The 22,246-nt window shown below is 39.9% G+C and carries 26 protein-coding genes and 1 other annotated feature; all 26 genes read left to right on the top strand.

Features of this window, described 5'->3' with window-relative positions:
- Positions 1 to 42 precede the first annotated feature (42 nt).
- On the top strand, positions 43 to 189 hold the full coding sequence (gene rpmG / locus TR08_RS30795) for a 50S ribosomal protein L33 (RefSeq protein ID WP_081954366.1): 147 nt from the start codon (positions 43 to 45) through the stop codon (positions 187 to 189).
- A gap of 48 nt (positions 190 to 237) precedes the next feature.
- Entirely contained in the window at positions 238 to 420 is a 183-nt protein-coding gene (secE, locus tag TR08_RS05960) for a preprotein translocase subunit SecE (protein ID WP_045516562.1), read from the top strand.
- Positions 421 to 608: 188 nt separating this feature from the next.
- Positions 609 to 1,142: a transcription termination/antitermination protein NusG gene (gene nusG / locus TR08_RS05955; protein ID WP_045516561.1), complete on the top strand. Its 534-nt coding sequence runs from the start codon at positions 609 to 611 to the stop codon at positions 1,140 to 1,142.
- A 193-nt stretch (positions 1,143 to 1,335) separates the two neighbouring features.
- Positions 1,336 to 1,761, top strand: a complete 426-nt coding sequence (gene rplK, locus TR08_RS05950; RefSeq protein WP_026565509.1) for a 50S ribosomal protein L11 — start codon at positions 1,336 to 1,338, stop codon at positions 1,759 to 1,761.
- Positions 1,762 to 1,878: 117 nt separating this feature from the next.
- Positions 1,879 to 2,577 carry a 50S ribosomal protein L1 gene (rplA, locus tag TR08_RS05945; RefSeq protein ID WP_045516559.1) on the top strand — a complete coding sequence of 233 codons (699 nt, stop codon included), beginning with the start codon at positions 1,879 to 1,881 and terminating at the stop codon, positions 2,575 to 2,577.
- 53 nt (positions 2,578 to 2,630) lie between these two features.
- Positions 2,631 to 2,774: a sequence feature (ribosomal protein L10 leader region), on the top strand.
- 33 nt (positions 2,775 to 2,807) lie between these two features.
- A complete protein-coding gene (rplJ, locus tag TR08_RS05940; protein WP_045516558.1) occupies positions 2,808 to 3,308 on the top strand; it encodes a 50S ribosomal protein L10 in 501 nt (166 codons plus the stop codon).
- A gap of 55 nt (positions 3,309 to 3,363) precedes the next feature.
- Positions 3,364 to 3,723: a 50S ribosomal protein L7/L12 gene (gene rplL, locus TR08_RS05935; protein WP_045516556.1), complete on the top strand. Its 360-nt coding sequence runs from the start codon at positions 3,364 to 3,366 to the stop codon at positions 3,721 to 3,723.
- Positions 3,724 to 3,822: 99 nt separating this feature from the next.
- The gene (locus TR08_RS05930; protein ID WP_045516554.1) at positions 3,823 to 4,422 is read left to right on the top strand and encodes a class I SAM-dependent methyltransferase; all 600 of its coding nucleotides are present in this window, start codon (positions 3,823 to 3,825) and stop codon (positions 4,420 to 4,422) included.
- A 264-nt stretch (positions 4,423 to 4,686) separates the two neighbouring features.
- Positions 4,687 to 8,247 carry a DNA-directed RNA polymerase subunit beta gene (gene rpoB / locus TR08_RS05925; protein ID WP_045516553.1) on the top strand — a complete coding sequence of 1,187 codons (3,561 nt, stop codon included), beginning with the start codon at positions 4,687 to 4,689 and terminating at the stop codon, positions 8,245 to 8,247.
- A 70-nt stretch (positions 8,248 to 8,317) separates the two neighbouring features.
- Positions 8,318 to 11,917, top strand: a complete 3,600-nt coding sequence (gene rpoC / locus TR08_RS05920) for a DNA-directed RNA polymerase subunit beta' (RefSeq protein ID WP_045516552.1) — start codon at positions 8,318 to 8,320, stop codon at positions 11,915 to 11,917.
- Positions 11,918 to 12,083: 166 nt separating this feature from the next.
- The gene (locus tag TR08_RS05915) at positions 12,084 to 12,332 is read left to right on the top strand and encodes a 50S ribosomal protein L7ae-like protein (RefSeq protein ID WP_045516551.1); all 249 of its coding nucleotides are present in this window, start codon (positions 12,084 to 12,086) and stop codon (positions 12,330 to 12,332) included.
- Positions 12,333 to 12,435: 103 nt separating this feature from the next.
- Complete coding sequence (gene rpsL, locus TR08_RS05910; RefSeq protein ID WP_045516549.1) at positions 12,436 to 12,858, top strand: 30S ribosomal protein S12; 423 nt, start codon at positions 12,436 to 12,438, stop codon at positions 12,856 to 12,858.
- Positions 12,859 to 12,900: 42 nt separating this feature from the next.
- On the top strand, positions 12,901 to 13,371 hold the full coding sequence (gene rpsG / locus TR08_RS05905; RefSeq protein WP_045516548.1) for a 30S ribosomal protein S7: 471 nt from the start codon (positions 12,901 to 12,903) through the stop codon (positions 13,369 to 13,371).
- 47 nt (positions 13,372 to 13,418) lie between these two features.
- The gene (gene fusA / locus TR08_RS05900; protein WP_045516547.1) at positions 13,419 to 15,500 is read left to right on the top strand and encodes an elongation factor G; all 2,082 of its coding nucleotides are present in this window, start codon (positions 13,419 to 13,421) and stop codon (positions 15,498 to 15,500) included.
- 127 nt (positions 15,501 to 15,627) lie between these two features.
- On the top strand, positions 15,628 to 16,815 hold the full coding sequence (gene tuf, locus TR08_RS05895; protein ID WP_045516545.1) for an elongation factor Tu: 1,188 nt from the start codon (positions 15,628 to 15,630) through the stop codon (positions 16,813 to 16,815).
- A gap of 381 nt (positions 16,816 to 17,196) precedes the next feature.
- Positions 17,197 to 17,505 (top strand): 30S ribosomal protein S10, encoded by a 309-nt coding sequence (gene rpsJ, locus TR08_RS05890; protein WP_045516544.1) that lies wholly within the window; start codon positions 17,197 to 17,199, stop codon positions 17,503 to 17,505.
- A gap of 40 nt (positions 17,506 to 17,545) precedes the next feature.
- A complete protein-coding gene (gene rplC, locus TR08_RS05885) occupies positions 17,546 to 18,172 on the top strand; it encodes a 50S ribosomal protein L3 (RefSeq protein WP_045516543.1) in 627 nt (208 codons plus the stop codon).
- Positions 18,173 to 18,201: 29 nt separating this feature from the next.
- Positions 18,202 to 18,825, top strand: a complete 624-nt coding sequence (gene rplD / locus TR08_RS05880) for a 50S ribosomal protein L4 (RefSeq protein ID WP_045516542.1) — start codon at positions 18,202 to 18,204, stop codon at positions 18,823 to 18,825.
- A complete protein-coding gene (gene rplW, locus TR08_RS05875) occupies positions 18,825 to 19,109 on the top strand; it encodes a 50S ribosomal protein L23 (RefSeq protein WP_034676080.1) in 285 nt (94 codons plus the stop codon). Before rplD ends, rplW begins: the two co-directional genes overlap by 1 nt.
- Before the next feature lie 30 nt (positions 19,110 to 19,139).
- Positions 19,140 to 19,970, top strand: a complete 831-nt coding sequence (gene rplB / locus TR08_RS05870) for a 50S ribosomal protein L2 (RefSeq protein ID WP_045516539.1) — start codon at positions 19,140 to 19,142, stop codon at positions 19,968 to 19,970.
- 60 nt (positions 19,971 to 20,030) lie between these two features.
- Entirely contained in the window at positions 20,031 to 20,309 is a 279-nt protein-coding gene (rpsS, locus tag TR08_RS05865) for a 30S ribosomal protein S19 (protein WP_026574091.1), read from the top strand.
- 17 nt (positions 20,310 to 20,326) lie between these two features.
- Positions 20,327 to 20,668 carry a 50S ribosomal protein L22 gene (rplV, locus tag TR08_RS05860; RefSeq protein WP_045516537.1) on the top strand — a complete coding sequence of 114 codons (342 nt, stop codon included), beginning with the start codon at positions 20,327 to 20,329 and terminating at the stop codon, positions 20,666 to 20,668.
- A 3-nt stretch (positions 20,669 to 20,671) separates the two neighbouring features.
- On the top strand, positions 20,672 to 21,328 hold the full coding sequence (gene rpsC / locus TR08_RS05855) for a 30S ribosomal protein S3 (RefSeq protein WP_045516535.1): 657 nt from the start codon (positions 20,672 to 20,674) through the stop codon (positions 21,326 to 21,328).
- 1 nt (position 21,329) lies between these two features.
- On the top strand, positions 21,330 to 21,764 hold the full coding sequence (rplP, locus tag TR08_RS05850) for a 50S ribosomal protein L16 (protein WP_045516533.1): 435 nt from the start codon (positions 21,330 to 21,332) through the stop codon (positions 21,762 to 21,764).
- The gene (gene rpmC / locus TR08_RS05845) at positions 21,754 to 21,954 is read left to right on the top strand and encodes a 50S ribosomal protein L29 (protein ID WP_034676094.1); all 201 of its coding nucleotides are present in this window, start codon (positions 21,754 to 21,756) and stop codon (positions 21,952 to 21,954) included. The genes rplP and rpmC overlap by 11 nt, the downstream gene beginning before the upstream one ends.
- 22 nt (positions 21,955 to 21,976) lie before the next feature.
- Entirely contained in the window at positions 21,977 to 22,240 is a 264-nt protein-coding gene (gene rpsQ, locus TR08_RS05840) for a 30S ribosomal protein S17 (protein ID WP_034676097.1), read from the top strand.
- The last annotated feature ends 6 nt before the right edge of the window (positions 22,241 to 22,246 follow it).

Raw genomic sequence — 22,246 nt, 5'->3', positions numbered from 1 at the left:
ATTTTTAAGGATATAAAAGATGGATGATGAAGGTGTCGAATTATGAGTAAAAAGATTATTCTGGCATGTGCTGAATGTGGATCACGTAATTACTCAACCAATGCAAATCAGTTGCAATCAGAACGATTGGAATTAAAAAAGTATTGCAAAACATGCGCCTCCCATACAGTCCACAAAGAAACAAAATAATTTTAGTCATACTAGCAATGTTATTCCGATAGTTGGAGGGTTATAGATATGCAACGCTTAAAGAAATTCTTCAGTGATGTTTTCCGTGAAATGAGAAAAGTTAGTTGGCCAAAACGTAAGGAACTAACACGCTATACAATTACTGTTTTATCAACAGTTGCTTTTTTTGCTATATTTTTTGGTGTAATAGATTTAGGGATTTCGAAATTGATTCGAGTTATTCTTGAATAATAAAAGGTATTTCATGGTATAATGGTGAATAATAAAGGAACTTTTTATGCAAAGCCCGTTTAACGGGTTTTTTCATTTGTCTTTAAAAATGATTATTTTTTACAAGGCTGTGTTAAAGCTAGATGTAGATTTTTGGCACTCTGCCTTTTATAAAAGTACGGGGAGGGATGGACGTTTAGTCCTCTTGAATGGAAAAGAATTGGTATGTATTACATACTTACTCAGGTTATGAAAATAAAGTAAAAGCGAATTTAGAAAAACGTGTTGAATCAATGGGTATGACGGATAAGATTTTCCGTGTGGTGGTTCCTGAAGAAGAAGAAACTGAAATTAAAAACGGTAAAACGAAAGTAGTAAAACGAAAAGTTTTCCCTGGTTATGTACTTGTTGAAATAGTTATGACAGATGATTCATGGTATGTAGTACGGAATACTCCGGGTGTAACTGGATTTGTTGGTTCTGCTGGAGCAGGATCTAAACCAACTCCACTTCTTCCTGAAGAAGTTGTTGGAATTCTAAAACGTATGGGCGTCGAAGAAAAACGATTTGATGTTAATTATGAAATCGGTGAAACCGTTCGGGTGAAGGAAGGTCCATTTATGAACTTCACTGGGACTGTTGAAGAAATGGATAAGGATAAGGCTAAACTAAAAGTTCTTGTTAATATGTTTGGACGTGACACCCCGGTAGAACTGGAATTTACACAGATTGAGAAGCTTTAATTTAAAGAAATATAAATAGTAATTTTAAAAAAACTTGAAATCATTTATAAAAAGTGGTAATATTTCATAGGTCAGTATGTCTCTTGTGAGACAAAGACTTTTGATAAGCTCTTTATCTTTATATAAAGACTTTTGTTGAGTGGGAGGGTAAAAACCCTATTACCACATCACGGACTTTAAGGAGGTGTGTCTCGTGGCTAAAAAAGTAATTAAAGTTGTTAAATTACAAATCCCTGCTGGGAAAGCAAATCCTGCGCCACCAGTTGGTCCTGCATTAGGTCAAGCCGGTGTTAACATCATGGGATTCTGTAAGGAATTTAACGCTCGTACAGCAGATCAAGCTGGATTAATTATTCCTGTTGAAATCACGGTTTTTGAAGACCGTTCATTTACATTTATTACGAAAACCCCTCCTGCTGCCGTTCTTTTAAAAGTAGCAGCTGGAATTCAGTCTGGTTCTGGTGAACCTAACCGTAATAAAGTAGCAACAGTTAAGCGTAATACAGTACGCGAGATTGCGGAACAGAAAATGCCTGACCTAAACGCAGCAAGCGTTGAAGCAGCAATGCGTATGGTTGAAGGTACTGCTCGCAGCATGGGTATCGTAATCGAAGATTAATCCATGTAAACTGTTTTTGTAATGAAGGGGGTTGCGTAATTGCGCAACCTTTATTCGTGGGAGGTAATTCCGCTAAAAGGTTATTCCGTTAAAACCACAATCTAGGAGGAAATAAAAATGGCTAAAAAAGGTAAGAAGTATTTAGAAGCTGCTAAGCTTGTTGATAACACAAAAGCTTACCCAGTTGCTGAAGCGATTGAACTTGCAAAGCAAACAAACTACGCTAAATTCGATGCGACACTTGAAGTTGCATTCCGTTTAGGAGTAGACCCTAAGAAAGCTGACCAACAAATTCGTGGTGCAGTAGTACTTCCGAATGGTACTGGTAAGACTCAACGCGTATTAGTATTCGCTAAGGGTGAAAAAGTGAAAGAAGCAGAAGCTGCTGGTGCAGATTATGTTGGCGATGCAGAATACATCACCAAAATCCAACAAGGTTGGTTTGAGTTTGATGTAATCGTAGCAACACCTGACATGATGGGTGAAGTTGGTAAACTTGGTCGTACATTAGGACCTAAAGGTTTAATGCCAAACCCTAAAACTGGTACAGTAACATTTGATGTAACTAGAGCTATTAATGAAATTAAAGCAGGTAAAGTTGAGTACCGTGTTGATAAAGCTGGAAACATCCACGTTCCAATCGGTAAATCATCTTTCGAAAACGAAAAACTTGTTGAGAACTTCAAAACAGTATTCGAAACAATGTTAAAAGTTAAGCCTGCAGCTGCAAAAGGTACTTACATGAAGAACGTAACAGTTACTTCAACAATGGGACCTGGCGTGAAGGTTGATCCTTCATCAGTTACAGTTAAGTAATTTTTTACCAATTGACAAATATAGATTCATTTTATATAATCTATTTTGTTGTTTAAATAAAAACATTTGTACTGAAGACAGCAGGTGCTTATAAAGCTTAATTTCCTGCCGAGGTAATGCGATAATTGGCTGAAATCTTCGGCTATTGTATGCACCTCCATGTCTGACATTTGATGTGGAGGTTTTACTTTGCCTGGTATAAATGTAGAGAATCTACAGGAGGTGTAAAGATGAGCAGCGTAATCGAACAAAAGATTCAAATCGTTGATGAAATTACAGCTAAGTTAAAAGCTAGTGTTTCAACAATCGTAGTTGACTACCGTGGGCTAACTGTTGCTGAAGTAACTGAACTTCGTAAGCAACTTCGTGAAGCTGGTATCGACTTCAAAGTTTACAAAAACTCTATGACTCGTCGTGCGGCTGATGCAGCTGAGCTTTCAGAATTAAATGCAGCATTAACTGGTCCGAACGCAATTGCGTTCAGCACAGAAGATGTAGTAGCACCTGCAAAAATTCTTAACGACTTTGCGAAAAAGCATGATGCACTTGAAATTAAAGCTGGTGTAATCGAAGGCAATGTAGCAACAGTTGAAGAGGTTAAAGCACTTGCAGAACTACCTTCACGCGAAGGCTTGCTTTCTATGCTACTCAGCGTACTACAAGCTCCAATCCGCAACCTTGCTCTTGCTACAAAAGCAGTTGCAGAACAAAAAGAAGAACAAGGCGCATAAGTTAAAACTTATCGCTTAAAAAATAACGGAATGAAAACTAAGGAGGAAAATTAAAATGACTAAAGAACAAATCATTGAAGCGGTTAAATCTATGACTGTTTTAGAACTTAACGATCTAGTAAAAGCAATCGAAGAAGAATTCGGTGTAACTGCTGCTGCTCCAGTAGCAATGGGTGGCGCAGCTGTTGCAGCTGTTGAAGAGCAAACTGAATTTGATGTTATCCTTGCTAGCGCTGGAGATCAAAAAATCAAAGTTATCAAAGTGGTACGTGAAATCACTGGTCTTGGTCTTAAAGAAGCAAAAGACCTTGTTGACAACACTCCAAAAGCTGTTAAAGAAGGCGTTTCTAAAGAAGAAGCTGAAGAAGTTAAAGCTAAGCTTGCTGAAGTTGGAGCTAACGTTGAAGTTAAGTAATAACCTTATAGAAAAGCTCGCTGTATAAGCGGGCTTTTTTTCGATAGTTTTTTTCCTCAGGTAACCTCATTAATGAACACTCCTCAGGAGGTGAGCTTATTGTCTGAACATTACTATTCTCGCACTCAAAAGGTTGAAAGTGAACCGAAATATTGGGACTTTACCTTAAGGAATCAGTTATTCCGTTTTAAAACGGATAACGGAGTATTTTCAAAGAAGGAGGTAGATTTTGGCTCCCGCTTATTAATAGAAGCTTTTGAATTCCCGAATATAGAAGGACCTGTTCTAGATGTAGGGTGCGGTTACGGTCCAATTGGTCTTTCAATCGCAAAAAATTATCCAGAGCGCATTGTACATATGATTGATGTAAATGTACGAGCGATTGAACTGGCAAAGGCTAATGCTGGACAAAACTCTGTACACAATGTTGATATTTATGAGAGTGATACTTTGATAAATGTTAAGGAATTCAATTTTGCTGCTATTTTAACAAATCCTCCAATCAGGGCGGGTAAAAAGACAGTTCATGATATCTTCGAACAAAGTCATGAGCATTTAGTCACCCGTGGTGAGCTTTGGGTTGTGATTCAAAAGAAGCAAGGAGCACCTTCCACGATTGAAAAATTAAACCAATTATTTACCACGGTAGAGACTATTGACAAGTCAAAAGGTTATTTTATCATTAAAGCGGTAAAATAGTTGACTTGAAAATGTCATATATGGTAGCATTATAAAATGCCATCATAATAATTTCCGATTTATTCCTGTAAATACTTATTTCTATGGTATAAAAATGGTTTAAGACGGAAATGATGACAAAATAATAGTCAAAATGTGAAAATGTGGTTTTTAAGAAATAAAAACCCTTTTTCTTTTTTTGTCTGATGGGGGAACAATCTAGTTCCTTTCATATAGACCAAAATATATGTTTAATAAAAACGCTTGATTTGAGGGGTGAATCAGTTGACAGGTCAACTAGTTCAGTATGGACGACACCGCCAACGAAGAAGTTACGCACGAATCAGTGAAGTTTTAGAATTACCAAATCTTATTGAAATCCAAACCTCTTCATATCAATGGTTTCTTGATGAGGGATTGCGTGAAATGTTCCAGGATATTTCACCGATTGAAGACTTTACTGGTAACCTATCACTAGAATTTATTGATTACAGCCTTGGCGAACCAAAGTATTCTGTTGCGGAATCAAAAGAGCGGGACGTTACATATTCTGCACCATTGCGTGTTAAAGTACGTCTTGTAAACAAAGAAACAGGCGAAGTAAAAGATCAAGATGTTTTTATGGGTGATTTTCCACTTATGACGGAAACAGGTACGTTTGTCATCAATGGGGCAGAACGTGTTATCGTTTCTCAGTTAGTACGTTCACCGAGCGTATACTTTAGTGGAAAACTTGATAAAAACGGAAAAAAAGGATTTACAGCTACTGTAATTCCGAACCGCGGCGCTTGGCTGGAATATGAAACTGACGCCAAAGATGTCGTATATGTCAGAATAGATCGTACTCGGAAACTGCCCGTTACGGTTCTTTTGCGTGCACTTGGGTTCGGCTCTGATCAAGAAATCATTGAATTGATTGGAGACAACGAGTACATTAGAAATACTCTTGAAAAGGACAACACTGAGGGAGTAGAAAAAGCGCTTCTAGAAATTTATGAGCGCCTGCGTCCAGGTGAACCTCCAACCGTGGATAACGCAAAGAGTTTATTGGTTTCGAGATTTTTTGATCCAAAGAGATATGACTTAGCAAATGTAGGTCGTTATAAAATTAACAAAAAGCTTCATATTAAAAATCGTTTATTCAACCAGCGTTTGGCTGAATCTCTTGTTGATCCTGAGACAGGTGAGATTATTGCAGAAAAAGGAACAGTTCTTGATCGCAGAAACCTTGATCGGATTATTCCTGCTCTCGAAAAGGATATTAACTTCAAGGGCTTTAATCCGGTTGGCGGTGTAGTAGAGGAAGAAATCATTCTTCAAGGCATTAAAATCTATGCACCAAATGACGATGGTGAAAAGGTAATCAATGTGCTAGGTAATGCTTACGTTGCTGAGCCAATTAAGAATATTACACCTGCTGATATTATTGCTTCTATCAGTTATTTCTTTAACTTACTGCATGGTGTCGGAGATACCGACGACATTGACCATTTAGGGAACAGACGTCTTCGTTCAGTTGGCGAATTGCTTCAAAATCAGTTCCGAATTGGTTTATCTCGTATGGAACGTGTGGTTCGTGAAAGAATGTCGATTCAAGATACTGCTACGATCACACCACAGCAGTTAATTAATATTCGTCCTGTAATTGCCTCGATAAAAGAGTTCTTCGGAAGCTCCCAGTTATCGCAATTCATGGATCAAACGAACCCGCTTGCAGAATTAACACATAAGCGTCGTTTATCTGCATTAGGACCTGGTGGATTAACACGTGAACGTGCAGGATTTGAAGTGCGTGACGTTCACTATTCACACTATGGCCGTATGTGTCCAATTGAAACGCCAGAGGGACCAAACATTGGTTTAATCAACTCTTTATCATCTTTTGCAAAGGTTAATCGTTTTGGCTTTATCGAAACTCCATATCGTCGGATTGATCCTGATACTGGAAAGGTTACAAGTCGAATCGACTACTTAACAGCAGATGAAGAGGATAACTATGTTGTTGCACAGGCGAATTCTCGTCTAGCTGATGATGGTTCATTCATAGATGAAGATGTTGTTGCCCGTTTCCGTGGCGAAAACACGGTGGTAAAACGCGACCGAATCGACTATATGGATGTATCACCTAAACAGGTAGTTTCTGCAGCGACAGCTTGTATTCCGTTCTTAGAAAATGATGACTCTAACCGTGCGTTGATGGGAGCGAACATGCAGCGTCAAGCCGTGCCGCTTCTACAGCCAGAAGCACCAAGAGTTGGAACAGGTATGGAGTATGTTTCTGGGAAAGACTCTGGAGCAGCGGTTATTTGTAAGCATGAAGGAATCGTTGAGCATGTTGAGGCACGTGAGGTTTGGGTGCGTCGAATTAATACAGTTGATGGTCAAGAAGTTAAAGGTGACCTTGATAAATACAAAATGTTGAAGTTCATTCGTTCTAATCAGGGAACTTGTTATAATCAACGCCCAATAGTTGCTGTGGGTGACCACGTAACAAAAGGTGAGATTCTTGCTGATGGTCCTTCTATGGAACTAGGTGAACTAGCTTTAGGTCGTAACGTTTTAGTTGGCTTCGTTAACTGGGATGGCTACAACTATGAAGATGCGATCATTATGAGCGAGCGCCTTGTAAAAGATGATGTTTATACTTCTATTCATATTGAAGAATATGAGTCGGAATCACGTGATACAAAGCTTGGACCAGAAGAAATTACCCGTGACATTCCAAATGTAGGGGAAGATGCCCTTCGTAATTTAGATGAGCGTGGAATTATTCGTACTGGTGCTGAAGTAAAAGATGGTGACTTGCTTGTTGGTAAAGTAACTCCTAAGGGTGTTACAGAACTTACTGCTGAAGAGCGCTTGTTGCATGCAATCTTCGGAGAAAAAGCACGTGAAGTTCGTGACACTTCATTAAGAGTTCCACATGGCGGAGGCGGTATTGTTCTTGATGTTAAAGTCTTTAACCGTGAAGACGGCGATGAACTGCCACCAGGTGTGAATCAACTTGTACGTGTATATATTGTTCAAAAACGTAAGATCCATGAAGGGGATAAAATGGCGGGTCGTCATGGTAATAAAGGGGTTATTTCTCGTATATTGCCTGAAGAAGATATGCCATATTTACCAGATGGTACTCCGGTTGACATAATGTTAAATCCGTTGGGCGTTCCTTCACGTATGAATATCGGACAGGTGCTTGAGTTACATTTAGGTATGGCAGCTAGAGCCCTTGGAATCCATGTTGCATCACCAGTATTTGACGGTGCACGTGAAGAAGATGTTTGGGGAACGATTGAAGAAGCTGGAATGGCCGGTGATGCAAAAACTGTATTATATGATGGACGTACCGGTGAACCGTTTGATAACCGTGTGTCTGTTGGTGTCATGTATATGATTAAACTTGCTCACATGGTTGATGATAAATTGCATGCTCGTTCTACAGGACCTTACTCACTTGTTACGCAGCAGCCACTTGGCGGTAAAGCTCAATTTGGTGGACAGCGTTTCGGTGAGATGGAGGTATGGGCGCTAGAAGCATACGGTGCCGCATATACTCTTCAAGAAATTCTGACAGTAAAATCAGATGACGTTGTTGGTCGTGTGAAAACGTATGAAGCGATTGTAAAAGGTGAAAATGTACCGGAACCAGGTGTTCCTGAATCATTCAAAGTATTAATTAAAGAACTTCAGAGTCTTGGTATGGATGTAAAGATCCTATCAGGAGATGAAAAAGAGATAGAAATGCGTGATATGGAAGATGAAGATGACTTACAGCAAGTTGATACATTAAACATCGTTCCAGAAACACAAGCATTTGAATCTGAGAAGGTTGGTTCCAAGGAATAAGACTTAGCTGAAAGCGCTCATGACGCGCTTTCAGCTAATGATTGTCTAGATAGAAAGGGAGGTAGGCCCCTTGCTGGATGTTAATAATTTTGAGTATATGAAGATCGGTCTGGCATCACCAGATAAAATTCGTTCTTGGTCATTTGGAGAAGTAAAAAAGCCAGAAACCATTAACTATCGTACATTGAAGCCTGAAAAGGATGGTTTATTCTGTGAGAGAATTTTTGGTCCAACTAAGGATTGGGAATGTCACTGTGGAAAATATAAACGTGTCCGCTACAAAGGTGTTGTATGTGACCGATGCGGTGTTGAAGTAACACGTGCAAAGGTTCGTCGTGAACGTATGGGGCATATTGAGCTTGCTGCTCCTGTTTCTCATATTTGGTATTTTAAAGGAATCCCTAGCCGGATGGGACTAGTTTTAGATATGTCCCCTAGGGCGTTAGAAGAAATTATTTACTTTGCTTCCTATGTTGTTACTGAATCAGGGGATACAGCTCTTGATAAGAAACAACTTTTATCAGAAAAAGAATATCGAGCATACCGCGAAAAGTACGGAAATAAATTCCAAGCTGCCATGGGTGCTGAAGCGATTAAAAAGCTTCTTTCTGATATCGACTTAAATAAAGAGGTTGACGCATTAAAAGAAGAATTAAAATCAGCCCAAGGTCAACGTCGTACTCGGGCGATTAAGCGCCTTGAAGTTTTGGAAGCATTCCGTAACTCTGGAAATGAACCTTCCTGGATGATTCTTGATGTTCTTCCTGTCATTCCGCCAGAACTTCGTCCAATGGTACAGTTGGATGGAGGAAGATTCGCTACATCTGACTTAAACGATTTATACCGTCGAGTAATCAATCGGAATAATCGTCTAAAGCGGTTGTTGGATCTTGGTGCACCAAGCATTATCGTTCAAAACGAAAAGCGGATGCTTCAAGAAGCAGTAGATGCACTAATTGATAATGGCCGCCGCGGCCGTCCAGTAACAGGTCCGGGTAACCGTCCGTTAAAGTCACTTTCCCATATGCTAAAAGGAAAGCAAGGTCGTTTCCGTCAAAACTTACTTGGAAAACGTGTTGACTATTCTGGCCGTTCCGTTATTGTTGTTGGTCCGAACCTAAAAATGTACCAATGTGGTCTTCCAAAAGAAATGGCTCTTGAGTTATTTAAGCCTTTCGTTATGAAGGAACTTGTTGAAAAGGGATTAGCCCATAATATTAAATCTGCAAAACGTAAGATTGAAAGAGTGTCTCCTGAAGTATGGGATGTGCTTGAAGATGTAATTCGTGAGCACCCAGTTTTATTAAACCGTGCCCCAACACTTCATAGACTTGGAATTCAGGCATTTGAACCAACACTTGTTGAAGGAAGAGCGATTCGCCTTCATCCACTTGTATGTACTGCATATAACGCGGACTTCGATGGTGACCAAATGGCTGTTCACGTTCCACTTTCATCTGAAGCGCAAGCAGAAGCTAGACTTTTAATGCTAGCTGCCCAAAATATTTTGAACCCTAAAGATGGCAAGCCAGTTGTTACACCTTCTCAGGATATGGTACTAGGTAACTACTACCTAACTCTTGAAAGAGAAGGCGTTGTCGGAGAGGGTATGATTTTTAAAGATACCAACGAAGCGTTAATCGCTTATCAAAATGGCTATGTTCATCTGCACACCCGTGTTGCTGTCCATGCTGGTTCATTAGGGAACGAAACATTAACGGAAGAACAAAACAATAAGCTACTGATTACTACTGTTGGTAAACTTATTTTTAATGAAATTCTTCCGAAATCTTTCCCATATATCAACGAACCTACAAGACAAAACTTAGAAGTTGAAACACCTGCAAAGTATTTTGTAGAAAAAGGTGAAGATGTTCCAGCAAGAATTAAAGAAATGCCATTAGTAGATCCATTCAAGAAGAAAATCCTTGGTAATATTATTGCTGAAGTATTTAAGCGATTCAAGATTACTGAAACGTCTAAAATGCTAGACCGTATGAAGGACTTAGGATTTAAATATTCTACAAAAGCAGGTATTACTGTCGGTGTTTCTGATATCGTCGTATTACCTGAAAAGCAAGAAATTCTTCACGAGGCTCAAAGCAAAGTTGATAACGTCATGAAGCAGTTCCGTCGTGGTTTAATTACGGAAGACGAACGTTATGATCGTGTCATTGCTATCTGGAGTGCTGCGAAGGATACGATTCAAGGAAAGCTGATGAAATCCTTGAATAAAACAAATCCAATTTTCATGATGAGTGATTCAGGAGCCCGTGGTAACGCATCTAACTTTACACAGTTAGCAGGTATGCGTGGATTGATGGCCAACCCGGCTGGACGTATTATTGAATTACCAATCAAGTCAAGTTTCCGTGAAGGTTTGACAGTATTAGAGTACTTTATTTCTACACACGGTGCTCGTAAAGGTCTTGCTGACACTGCATTGAAAACGGCTGACTCTGGTTATTTAACACGACGTCTCGTTGACGTAGCACAAGATGTTATTGTCCGTGAAGATGATTGTGGAACTGACCGTGGTTTATTAATCCGTTCATTGAAAGACGGTACAGAGGTTATCGAAGGATTGGATGAACGCTTAATTGGTCGACATGCTCGTAACCCAATTAGACATCCTGAAACGAATGAAGTGCTAGTACCTGAAAATGGACTTATCACTGAGGATCTTTCTGAAACAATTGTAGGTGCAGGAATTGAAGAAGTTAAAATTCGCTCTGCTTTTACATGTAATACCCGTCATGGTGTATGTAAGAAGTGTTATGGCCGTAACTTGGCTACAGGTCAAGAAGTTGAAGTTGGGGAAGCAGTTGGTATTATTGCAGCCCAATCAATTGGTGAACCTGGTACACAGTTAACAATGCGTACATTCCATACAGGCGGTGTTGCAGGAGACGATATCACTCAAGGTTTACCGCGTATTCAAGAAATATTCGAAGCGCGTAATCCTAAAGGGGTTGCGGTTATTTCTGAAATTGATGGTGTGGTTGTTGGTATTAATGAAGGTCGTGATCGCCAGCATGAAATTATTGTTCAAGGTGAGATTGAATCACGTACTTATAATGCTCCATATACAGCACGCCTGAAAGTTGCGGTTAATGATCAAGTTGCCCGTGGTGAGGAATTAACGGAAGGTTCAATAGACCCTAAAGAGTTAATTAAAGTAAAAGATGTAACGGCTGTTCAAGAGTACTTGTTACGTGAAGTCCAAAAGGTTTACCGTATGCAGGGTGTTGAAATCGGTGATAAACACGTAGAGGTAATGGTTCGTCAAATGATGCGTAAGGTTCGTGTTAGTGATGCAGGTGAAACAGATGTACTTCCTGGTACACTCCTTGATATTCACCAATTCACAGATGCAAATGAAAAAGCATTGTTAAGCGGCAAATTACCTGCTACTGGACGTCCAGTATTACTCGGTATTACGAAAGCGTCACTTGAAACTGATTCATTCTTGTCAGCTGCATCCTTCCAAGAAACAACTAGAGTTCTTACGGATGCTGCGATTAAGGGTAAACGCGATGAACTACTCGGCTTAAAAGAGAATGTTATCATCGGTAAACTTGTTCCAGCAGGAACAGGAATGCAGCGCTACCGCAAAGCAGAGCCTGTTTTAAGGGACACAACCTCCGAAGAAACTGTTGCAATTGACTAAAAGTAAACATGATGCGGTACACGCTAACAAGCGAGTACCGCATTTTAAAGAATAACTTAAAGTGCATAATCAAAATAAAAAATGAAACTGTTGTTGACATCTTTTTTATAAGATGGTAATATATCAAAGGTGCTCCTATTCACTGATACTTTGGAGGATATGATAAATGTCTTATGAAAAAGTATTACAGGCAACTAAGATTGTTATAGGAACAAAACAAACGGTAAAAGCACTGAAGGATGGAACAGCAAATGAGCTGATCATTGCAAGTGATGCTGAAACGAAAGTAACAGCTGCGGTAGTGAAACTAGCTCAAGAATTGAACATCCCAATTATCTATGTTGACTCGATGAAAAAACTCGGGAAAGCATGTGGAATAGAAGTTGGTGCTTCAACTGTTGCAATTATCCGTTAAAAACTGTTTTTGTAGATAGATGATCTGCAAAAACTTTGTTTTTGCACAAAAATGAACCACCTGGATGTGTGGGCTTACAAATAATGAAGGGAGGAAAAGTAACATGCCAACTATTAACCAATTAGTGCGCAAGCCTCGTCAAGCAATCACTGAAAAGTCGAAGTCTCCTGCGCTAAATAAAGGTTACAACAGCTTCAAAAAAGCACAAACTAATGTATCTTCACCACAAAAACGAGGAGTATGTACTCGTGTTGGTACAATGACTCCAAAGAAACCGAACTCAGCGTTACGTAAATATGCACGTGTACGTTTGACAAACGGTATTGAGGTGACTGCATACATTCCTGGTATTGGTCACAACCTTCAAGAGCACAGTGTTGTTCTTATTCGTGGAGGACGTGTAAAAGACTTACCAGGGGTACGTTATCACATCGTACGTGGTGCTCTTGATACGGCTGGTGTAAATAACCGTATGCAAGGTCGTTCTAAATATGGTACTAAGAGACCAAAAGCAGCTAAGAAATAATCACAGTTTAAATAGAAAGCTTGTTTGAAAGGAGGAAATTAAATGCCACGTAAAGGTCCTGTAGCAAAAAGAGACGTGTTACCAGATCCACTTTACAATTCTAAATTAGTTACTCGTCTAATCAACAAAATGATGGTTGACGGTAAAAGAGGTAAATCACAAGAAATTCTTTACTCTGCATTTGAAACAATCCGTGAACGCTCTGGTAAAGAGCCAATGGAAATTTTCGAAGCAGCTATGAAGAATATCATGCCAGTACTAGAGGTAAGAGCTCGCCGTGTAGGTGGAGCAAACTACCAAGTACCAGTTGAGGTACGTCCTGATCGTCGTACTACTCTTGGTCTTCGTTGGTTAGTAAACTATGCGCGTCTTCGCGGTGAAAAAACGATGGAAGAGCGTTTAGCAAACGAAATCATGGATGCAGCAAACAGCACTGGTGCATCAGTTAAAAAGCGTGAAGATACTCACAAAATGGCAGAAGCAAACAAAGCGTTTGCTCACTATCGTTGGTAGAATTACCTTTAATATAAAAACTTTCATACTAGGAAGGAGAAAGACCCATGGCAAGAGAGTTCTCCTTAGCAAACACTCGTAATATCGGCATCATGGCACACATCGATGCCGGTAAAACGACGACCACTGAGCGTGTCCTTTATTACACTGGTAAGATTCATAAAATCGGTGAAACACATGAAGGTGCTTCTCAGATGGACTGGATGGAGCAAGAACAAGAACGAGGAATCACTATTACATCCGCAGCAACAACTGCACAATGGAAAGGTCATCGCGTAAACATCATCGATACACCTGGGCACGTAGACTTCACAGTTGAGGTTGAACGTTCACTTCGTGTACTTGATGGCGCGGTAGCTGTACTTGATGCGCAGTCTGGTGTTGAACCTCAAACTGAAACAGTTTGGCGTCAAGCAACAACTTACGGTGTACCACGTGTAGTATTTGTAAACAAAATGGACAAAATCGGTGCAGACTTCTTGTATTCTGTAAAGACTTTACATGAACGTTTGCAAGCGAATGCCCACCCAATTCAGTTACCAATCGGAGCTGAAGACCAGTTTTCTGCAATCATTGACCTTGTGGAAATGAATGCTGTATTCTACAGTAATGACTTAGGTACTGATATTGTCGTAGGTGAAATTCCTGAAGAATACCGCGAACTGGCTGAAGAGTGGCGTGAAAAGTTAGTTGAAGCAGTAGCAGAACTAGATGAAGAGTTGACAGAAAAATACCTTGGCGGTGAAGAAATCACTAAAGAAGAGCTAAAAGCAGCTATTCGTAAAGGTACTGTTAATGTAGAATTCTACCCTGTTATTTGTGGATCTGCTTTCAAAAACAAAGGTGTTCAGTTAATGTTAGATGCTGTTATTGATTATCTTCCATCTCCATTAGATGTACCTGCAATCAAGGGTCATGCTCCGGATGATGATGATGAAATCCTTGAACGTCATTCAAGTGATGAAGAGCCGTTTTCAGCTCTTGCATTTAAAGTTATGACAGACCCTTATGTTGGTAAATTAACGTTCTTCCGTGTTTACTCTGGTACTTTAGAATCTGGATCTTATGTTCAGAACTCTACTAAAGGAAAACGTGAACGTGTTGGACGTATCCTGCAAATGCATGCAAACAGCCGTCAAGAAATCTCAAAAGTTTTCGCTGGTGACATTGCTGCTGCTGTAGGATTGAAAGATACAACTACTGGTGACACGCTTTGTGATGACAAGAATCTAGTTATTCTTGAGTCTATGAATTTCCCTGAACCAGTAATTCAACTTTCTGTTGAACCAAAATCAAAAGCAGACCAAGATAAAATGACAACTGCACTGCAAAAGCTTCAAGAAGAAGACCCAACATTCCGTGCACATACTGACCAGGAAACTGGACAAGTTATCATCGCGGGTATGGGTGAGCTTCATCTTGATATCTTAGTAGATCGTATGCGTCGTGAATTCAAGGTAGAAGCAAACGTAGGTGCACCTCAGGTTGCCTACCGTGAAACTTTCCGTGATTCTGCACAAGTAGAAGGTAAGTTCGCACGTCAATCCGGTGGTCGTGGACAATACGGACACGTTTGGATTGAATTCTCACCTAATGAAGAAGGTAAAGGATTCGAATTCGTTAACGGCATTGTTGGTGGTGTTGTTCCTCGTGAATACATCCCTGCAGTTCAAGCTGGACTTGAAGATGCCCTTGATCGTGGAGTTCTTGCTGGATATCCATTAGTAGATATTAAAGCTAGATTGTTCGATGGTTCTTACCATGATGTCGATTCATCTGAAATGGCGTTTAAGATTGCGGCTTCAATGGCGCTTAAAAATGCAGCGTCTAAGTGTAAGCCAGTAATCCTTGAACCTATGATGAGGGTTGAAGTTGTTATCCCTGAAGAATATTTAGGGGATATCATGGGACAAATCACTGCTCGTCGCGGCCGTGTTGAAGGTATGGAAGCACGCGGTAATGCACAAGTAGTTCGTGCACAGGTTCCACTTTCAGAGATGTTTGGTTATGCAACTGCACTTCGTTCTAGTACTCAAGGACGTGGAGTATTCTCCATGCACTTCGATCACTACGAAGAAGTACCAAAATCAGTTTCTGAAGAAATTATCAAAAAAAATAAAGGTGAATAATTGATTTTCACCTTTTAATAAAGTATAACTACTTATGTAACCATGGAAACTGTGAAAATAGGATAACCCTGTTTACAGTTTCCATAAAATATACTTAACTTTTTTATATTAAAGGAGGATTTTCCTAATGGGTAAAGCTAAATTCGACCGTTCAAAACCACACGTTAACATTGGTACAATTGGTCACGTTGACCACGGTAAAACAACTTTAACTGCTGCAATCACTTCTGTACTTGCTAAATCAGGTAAAGCAGAAGCACGTGCATATGATCAAATTGATGGTGCTCCAGAAGAAAAAGAACGTGGAATCACAATCTCAACTGCACACGTTGAGTATGAAACTGATACTCGTCACTATGCACACGTTGACTGCCCAGGACACGCTGACTATGTTAAAAACATGATCACTGGTGCAGCACAAATGGACGGCGGTATCCTAGTTGTTTCTGCAACTGATGGTCCAATGCCACAAACTCGTGAGCACATTCTTCTTTCACGCCAAGTAGGTGTTCCATACCTAGTTGTATTCATGAACAAGTGTGATATGGTTGATGACGAAGAACTTCTTGAATTAGTAGAAATGGAAATTCGTGATCTATTATCAGAATACGACTTCCCAGGTGATGACACTCCAGTTATCAAAGGTTCTGCTCTTAAAGCATTAGAAGGCGATTCAGCATGGGAAGAAAAAATCTTTGAACTTATGAACGCAGTTGATGAATGGATTCCAACACCGGCTCGTGACACTGAAAAGCCTTTCATGATGCCAGTTGAGGATGTATTCTCAATCACTGGTCGTGGAACAGTTGCTACTGGACGTGTAGAGCGTGGAGTAGTTAAAGTTGGTGACGTTGTTGAAATCGTAGGTTTCACTGAAGAGCCAAAATCTACAACTGTAACTGGTGTAGAAATGTTCCGTAAGCTTCTTGACTTTGCTGAAGCTGGAGACAATATCGGTGCATTACTTCGTGGTGTAGCACGTGAAGAAATCGAGCGTGGTCAAGTTTTGGCTAAGCCGAAATCAATCACTCCACACTCAAAGTTCAAAGCACAAGTTTATGTATTATCAAAAGAAGAAGGTGGACGTCATACTCCATTCTTCACAAACTACCGTCCACAATTCTATTTCCGTACTTCTGATATTACAGGTATTTGTAATCTTCCAGAAGGCGTAGAAATGGTTATGCCTGGCGACCACATCGAAATGATCGTTGAACTTATTGCTCCAGTAGCAATCGAAGAAGGTACAAAGTTTTCTATCCGTGAAGGCGGACGTACTGTAGGTTCAGGTTCAATCACAACAATCACTGAATAATATATTTTACTAAAAGCAGCTGGATGACGATCCGGCTGCTTTTTTTATGTAAAAATACGAGTTTCTTCTATATAAATAGAACATGTAGAATTATCTAATAATACATCTGAAATTAGGTTATTTTTGGAGAATGACTTTTTCTATTGAAATTGAATAGACTGGTCGCTATAATAATAAAAGTGTGCTAAACGTAACAAAAAAGAAAATAATAAAAAATGTTGCGTTTGCCTAATGTTTTATGTATAATAGACAATGTTGGTCTTTGACTGCGATGATGTGAAAGGTTGCTGACACACCCGGCCGCTTTGCCATGGCGAGTGTGTGGGAAATTTTCACTGAGAATGTCTATTTTTAAAATAGGCGAATAAAGGAGGGAAAATAATGGCAAAACAAAAGATTCGTATCCGTTTAAAAGCTTATGATCACAGAATTCTTGATCAGTCTGCAGAAAAAATCGTTGAAACAGCAAAACGTTCTGGTGCATCCGTTTCAGGTCCGATTCCACTACCGACTGAAAAATCAATCTACACGATCCTTCGTGCGGTGCATAAGTACAAAGATTCTCGTGAGCAATTCGAACAAAGAACACATAAGCGTCTAATCGATATTGTTAACCCAACACCACAAACAGTTGATGCGTTAATGCGTTTAGACTTACCATCCGGTGTTGATATTGAAATTAAACTATAGTAAAGAATAAATAAACAAATTATCAGGAGGTGTGACTTAAATGACCAAAGGAATCTTAGGAAGAAAGATTGGTATGACTCAAGTATTTGCAGAAAACGGCAACTTAATCCCCGTAACTGTAGTTGAAGCTGCTCAAAACGTAGTTCTTCAAAAGAAATCAGTTGAAAGCGACGGCTATGAAGCTATTCAAGTAGGTTTTGAAGATAAGCGTGAGAAGTTAGCTAACAAACCAGAAAAAGGCCATGTTGCTAAAGCAAACACTGCTCCTAAGCGCTTCATTCGCGAATTCAGCGGAGTTGACGTAATAGGATATGAAGTTGGTCAAGAAGTCAAAGTTGATATTTTCGCTGCTGGCGATGTAGTAGATGTAACAGGAATCTCAAAGGGTAAAGGTTTCCAAGGCGTAATCAAGCGTCACGGACAATCACGCGGCCCAATGGCTCACGGTTCACGTTATCACCGTCGTCCTGGTTCAATGGGACCTGTAGCTCCAAACCGTGTATTCAAAGGTAAATTATTACCTGGTCGCATGGGTGGAGAGCAAATTACTGTTCAAAATCTTGAAATCATTAAGGTTGATGTTGAGCGTAACTTACTATTAATTAAAGGTAACGTTCCAGGACCTAAAAAAGCATTATTAAAGATTAAAAGTGCGGTAAAAGCGTAATATCTTCATAAGAAAGGAGGAGCAAAAGAATGCCTAAAGTTTCATTGTTTAACCAAAACGGATCACAAGTTGGTGAAATCGAACTTAATGAATCAGTATTTGGTATCGAGCCTAACCAACACGTATTATTTGAAGCGATTGTTATGCAAAGAGCTTCTTTACGTCAAGGAACTCATAAAGTAAAAGTTCGTTCTGAAGTACGAGGCGGTGGACGTAAACCATGGCGTCAAAAAGGAACTGGTCGTGCTCGTCAAGGGTCTATCCGTTCTCCACAATGGCGCGGAGGTGGTACTGTATTCGGTCCAACACCACGCAGCTACAGCTACAAATTACCTAAAAAGGTACGTCGCTTAGCGATTAAATCTGCACTTTCTTTTAAAGTGTTAGAAGAGAATGTATTAGTATTAGAAAGCCTTGCTTTCGATGCTCCGAAAACAAAGGATTTCAAAACAGTTTTAGGTGGTCTTTCTGTTGAGAAGAAAGCACTTATCGTTACTGCTGACCTTGATGAAAATGTAGCACTTTCTGCTCGTAATATTCCTGGTGTAACAGTTGTAACTGCTGATGGAATCAATGTATTGGATGTAGTAAATCATGATAAGTTAATCATGACGAAAGCTGCAGTTGAAAAAGTAGAGGAGGTGCTTGCATAATGGATGCACGCGATATCATTAAGCGCCCCGTTATCACTGAACGTTCTACTGACCTAATGGCTGAAAAGAAATATACGTTTGAAGTTGATGTGAGAGCTAATAAAACTCAAGTTAAAGATGCGATTGTTGAAATCTTTGGCGTTGAAGTTGAAAAAGTTAACATCATGAACTATAAAGGTAAATTCAAGCGCATGGGTAAATTCGGTGGTTACACAAACAAACGTCGAAAAGCTATTGTTAAATTAACTGCTGATAGCAAAGAAATTGAATTCTTTGAAGCATAATAAAAACTAACTAGAAGAGGAGGGAATAAAATGGCGATTAAAAAGTACAAACCTACCTCTAATGGTCGTCGCGGTATGACAGTTTCTGATTTCGCAGAAATCACAACTAGCACACCAGAGAAATCTCTACTAGCTCCATTAAAGAGAAAAGGCGGCCGTAATAACCAAGGTAAGTTAACTGTTCGTCATCAAGGTGGCGGCCATAAGCGTTCATACCGTATCATTGACTTTAAACGTAACAAAGATGGCATTCCTGGACGCGTTGCCACTATCGAGTATGATCCAAACCGTTCCGCAAACATTGCATTAATCAATTATGTAGATGGTGAAAAGCGTTATATCCTAGCACCCAAAAACCTAGTAGTAGGTATGGAAGTAATGTCTGGCCCAGAGGCTGATATTAAAGTAGGTAACGCATTACCATTAGTAAATATTCCTGTTGGTACTGTAGTACACAACATCGAATTAAAACCAGGTAAGGGTGGCCAATTAGTACGTTCTGCTGGTACATCTGCACAGGTTCTTGGTAAAGAAGGTAAATACGTACTTGTACGTTTAAATTCTGGTGAGGTTCGAATGATTCTTGCTGAATGCCGTGCAACAATCGGTCAAGTAGGTAACGAACAACACGAATTAATTAACATTGGTAAAGCAGGTCGTTCACGCTGGTTAGGCAAACGCCCAACAGTACGTGGATCTGTTATGAACCCTAACGATCACCCACACGGTGGTGGTGAAGGACGTTCACCAATCGGACGTAAATCACCAATGTCTCCATGGGGTAAACCAACTCTTGGATTTAAAACTCGTAAGAAAAAGAATAAATCCGACAAGTTCATTGTACGTCGTCGTAAAAAATAACGGGGTTGAACTACGGTTCAAAGAAAGAGCCGTAGAACAATCACGAAGGGAGGTTCATCCATGGGTCGCAGCCTTAAAAAAGGACCATTTGTTGATGATCATTTAATGGTTAAGATCGAAAAGTTAAATGAAACTGAAGGTAAGCAAGTTGTTAAAACTTGGTCACGTCGTTCTACGATCTTCCCACAATTTATTGGCCATACAATCGCTGTTTATGATGGTCGCAAACATGTGCCTGTATATGTTACTGAAGACATGGTAGGACACAAGCTTGGAGAATTTGCTCCAACTCGTGCTTACAAAGGCCATGGTAATGATGATAAGAAAACAAGACGTTAAGAGAGGAGGGCATCCAAATGCAAGCTAAAGCTGTTGCAAGAACAGTTCGTATTGCTCCTCGTAAAGCACGTCTAGTCGTAGATCTAATTCGAGGAAAGCAAGTTGGTGAAGCGGTGGCGATTTTAAATCACACTCCAAAGTTTGCTTCTCCAATCGTAGAAAAAGTGTTGAAATCTGCTATGGCAAATGCCGAGCACAATTATGAAATGGACGTAAATAGCTTGGTAGTAACTCAAGCTTTTGTAGATGAAGGACCAACATTGAAACGTTTCCGTCCACGCGCAATGGGCCGTGCAAGCCAGATTCTTAAACGCACTAGCCACATCACAATCGTTCTATCAGAAAAGAAGGAGGGATAACCTGTGGGTCAAAAAGTAAATCCAGTCGGTTTGCGTATCGGAATCATCAAAGATTGGGAATCTAAATGGTACGCTGGTAAAGACTTCGCTGAACTTTTACACGAAGACCTTAAGATTCGTGAGTACATCACGAAGCGTTTGAAGGATGCTTCTGTATCTAAAGTTGAAATCGAACGTGCAGCAAACCGTGTGAATGTAACAGTTCATACTGCTAAGCCTGGTATGGTTATCGGTAAAGGCGGTACTGAAGTTGAAGCACTTCGTAAAGCTTTAAATCAATTAACTGGCAAACGAGTTCACATCAACATTCTTGAAATCAAAAGAGCTGACCTTGATGCGAAATTAGTTGCTGAAAATATTGCTCGTCAATTAGAAAATCGTGTATCTTTCCGTCGTGCACAAAAGCAAGTAATTCAACGTGCTATGCGTGCAGGAGCAAAAGGTATTAAAACAATGGTGTCAGGTCGTCTTGGCGGAGCAGATATTGCTCGTTCAGAACATTACAGCGAAGGAACTGTTCCACTTCATACTCTTCGCGCTGATATCGACTATGCTCATGCTGAAGCAGATACTACTTATGGTAAGCTTGGCGTAAAAGTATGGATCTATAAGGGAGAAGTCCTTCCTACTAAGAAGAAATCTGCGGAAGGAGGCAAATAATATGTTATTGCCAAAACGCGTTAAATATCGCCGTCAACACCGTGGAAAAATGCGTGGTAACGCTAAAGGTGGCACTGAAGTAACATTCGGTGAATTCGGCTTACAAGCAACTGAAGCTTCATGGATCACTAATCGCCAAATCGAAGCTGCCCGTATTGCAATGACTCGTTACATGAAACGTGGCGGTAAAGTTTGGATTAAAATATTCCCACATAAGCCTTATACTGCAAAACCTCTTGAGGTGCGGATGGGTTCTGGTAAAGGGGCACCTGAAGGTTGGGTAGCCGTTGTTAAACCAGGAAAAGTAATGTTTGAAATTGCTGGTGTTTCTGAAGAAGTAGCACGTGAAGCACTTCGACTTGCTATGCACAAACTTCCTATTAAATGTAAGTTTGTAAAACGTGAAGAAATTGGTGGTGAATCAAATGAGAGCTAATGAAATTAAAGACCTTACCACTGCCGAAATTGAACAAAAAGTTAAATCTTTAAAAGAAGAGCTTTTCAACCTTCGCTTCCAATTAGCGACTGGACAACTTGAAAATACAGCTCGCATTCGTGAAGTACGCAAAGCGATTGCTCGTATGAAAACTGTGATTCGTGAGAGAGAAATCAGCGTTAACAAGTAATAATTGAGAGGAGGTTCACATAATGAGTGAACGTAACCAACGCAAAGTTTACACTGGACGCGTTGTTTCTGACAAAATGGATAAAACTATTACTGTTTTAGTCGAAACTTACAAAAAGCATCCTCTTTACGGTAAACGCGTTAAATACTCTAAAAAGTTTAAAGCTCATGATGAGCAAAATGAAGCAAAAATCGGCGATATCGTACGTATCATGGAAACTCGTCCGCTTTCAGCTACTAAGCGTTTCCGTTTAGTTGAAGTTACAGAAAAAGCAGTTATTATTTAATTGTTC

Origin of the sequence: Neobacillus niacini, assembly GCF_000759675.1 — a bacterium.
GTDB lineage: Bacteria > Bacillota > Bacilli > Bacillales > Cytobacillaceae > Neobacillus > Neobacillus niacini_A.
This window is presented reverse-complemented; position numbering and strand designations above follow the sequence as displayed.

What these genes read in the sequence shown, in the direction of transcription:
- nusG (WP_045516561.1), top strand. Translation starts at nt 609, where the DNA reads ATGGAAAAGAATTGGTATGTATTACATACTTACTCAGGTTATGAAAAT.
- rpmC (WP_034676094.1), top strand. Translation starts at nt 21,754, where the DNA reads ATGAGAGCTAATGAAATTAAAGACCTTACCACTGCCGAAATTGAACAA.
- rplB (WP_045516539.1), top strand. Translation starts at nt 19,140, where the DNA reads ATGGCGATTAAAAAGTACAAACCTACCTCTAATGGTCGTCGCGGTATG.
- rplA (WP_045516559.1), top strand. Translation starts at nt 1,879, where the DNA reads ATGGCTAAAAAAGGTAAGAAGTATTTAGAAGCTGCTAAGCTTGTTGAT.
- rplP (WP_045516533.1), top strand. Translation starts at nt 21,330, where the DNA reads ATGTTATTGCCAAAACGCGTTAAATATCGCCGTCAACACCGTGGAAAA.
- rplD (WP_045516542.1), top strand. Translation starts at nt 18,202, where the DNA reads ATGCCTAAAGTTTCATTGTTTAACCAAAACGGATCACAAGTTGGTGAA.
- rplC (WP_045516543.1), top strand. Translation starts at nt 17,546, where the DNA reads ATGACCAAAGGAATCTTAGGAAGAAAGATTGGTATGACTCAAGTATTT.
- rplW (WP_034676080.1), top strand. Translation starts at nt 18,825, where the DNA reads ATGGATGCACGCGATATCATTAAGCGCCCCGTTATCACTGAACGTTCT.
- TR08_RS05915 (WP_045516551.1), top strand. Translation starts at nt 12,084, where the DNA reads ATGTCTTATGAAAAAGTATTACAGGCAACTAAGATTGTTATAGGAACA.
- secE (WP_045516562.1), top strand. Translation starts at nt 238, where the DNA reads ATGCAACGCTTAAAGAAATTCTTCAGTGATGTTTTCCGTGAAATGAGA.
- tuf (WP_045516545.1), top strand. Translation starts at nt 15,628, where the DNA reads ATGGGTAAAGCTAAATTCGACCGTTCAAAACCACACGTTAACATTGGT.
- rpmG (WP_081954366.1), top strand. Translation starts at nt 43, where the DNA reads ATGAGTAAAAAGATTATTCTGGCATGTGCTGAATGTGGATCACGTAAT.
- rplL (WP_045516556.1), top strand. Translation starts at nt 3,364, where the DNA reads ATGACTAAAGAACAAATCATTGAAGCGGTTAAATCTATGACTGTTTTA.
- rpsL (WP_045516549.1), top strand. Translation starts at nt 12,436, where the DNA reads ATGCCAACTATTAACCAATTAGTGCGCAAGCCTCGTCAAGCAATCACT.
- rplV (WP_045516537.1), top strand. Translation starts at nt 20,327, where the DNA reads ATGCAAGCTAAAGCTGTTGCAAGAACAGTTCGTATTGCTCCTCGTAAA.
- rpsG (WP_045516548.1), top strand. Translation starts at nt 12,901, where the DNA reads ATGCCACGTAAAGGTCCTGTAGCAAAAAGAGACGTGTTACCAGATCCA.
- rpsS (WP_026574091.1), top strand. Translation starts at nt 20,031, where the DNA reads ATGGGTCGCAGCCTTAAAAAAGGACCATTTGTTGATGATCATTTAATG.
- rplJ (WP_045516558.1), top strand. Translation starts at nt 2,808, where the DNA reads ATGAGCAGCGTAATCGAACAAAAGATTCAAATCGTTGATGAAATTACA.
- rpsQ (WP_034676097.1), top strand. Translation starts at nt 21,977, where the DNA reads ATGAGTGAACGTAACCAACGCAAAGTTTACACTGGACGCGTTGTTTCT.
- fusA (WP_045516547.1), top strand. Translation starts at nt 13,419, where the DNA reads ATGGCAAGAGAGTTCTCCTTAGCAAACACTCGTAATATCGGCATCATG.
- rpsJ (WP_045516544.1), top strand. Translation starts at nt 17,197, where the DNA reads ATGGCAAAACAAAAGATTCGTATCCGTTTAAAAGCTTATGATCACAGA.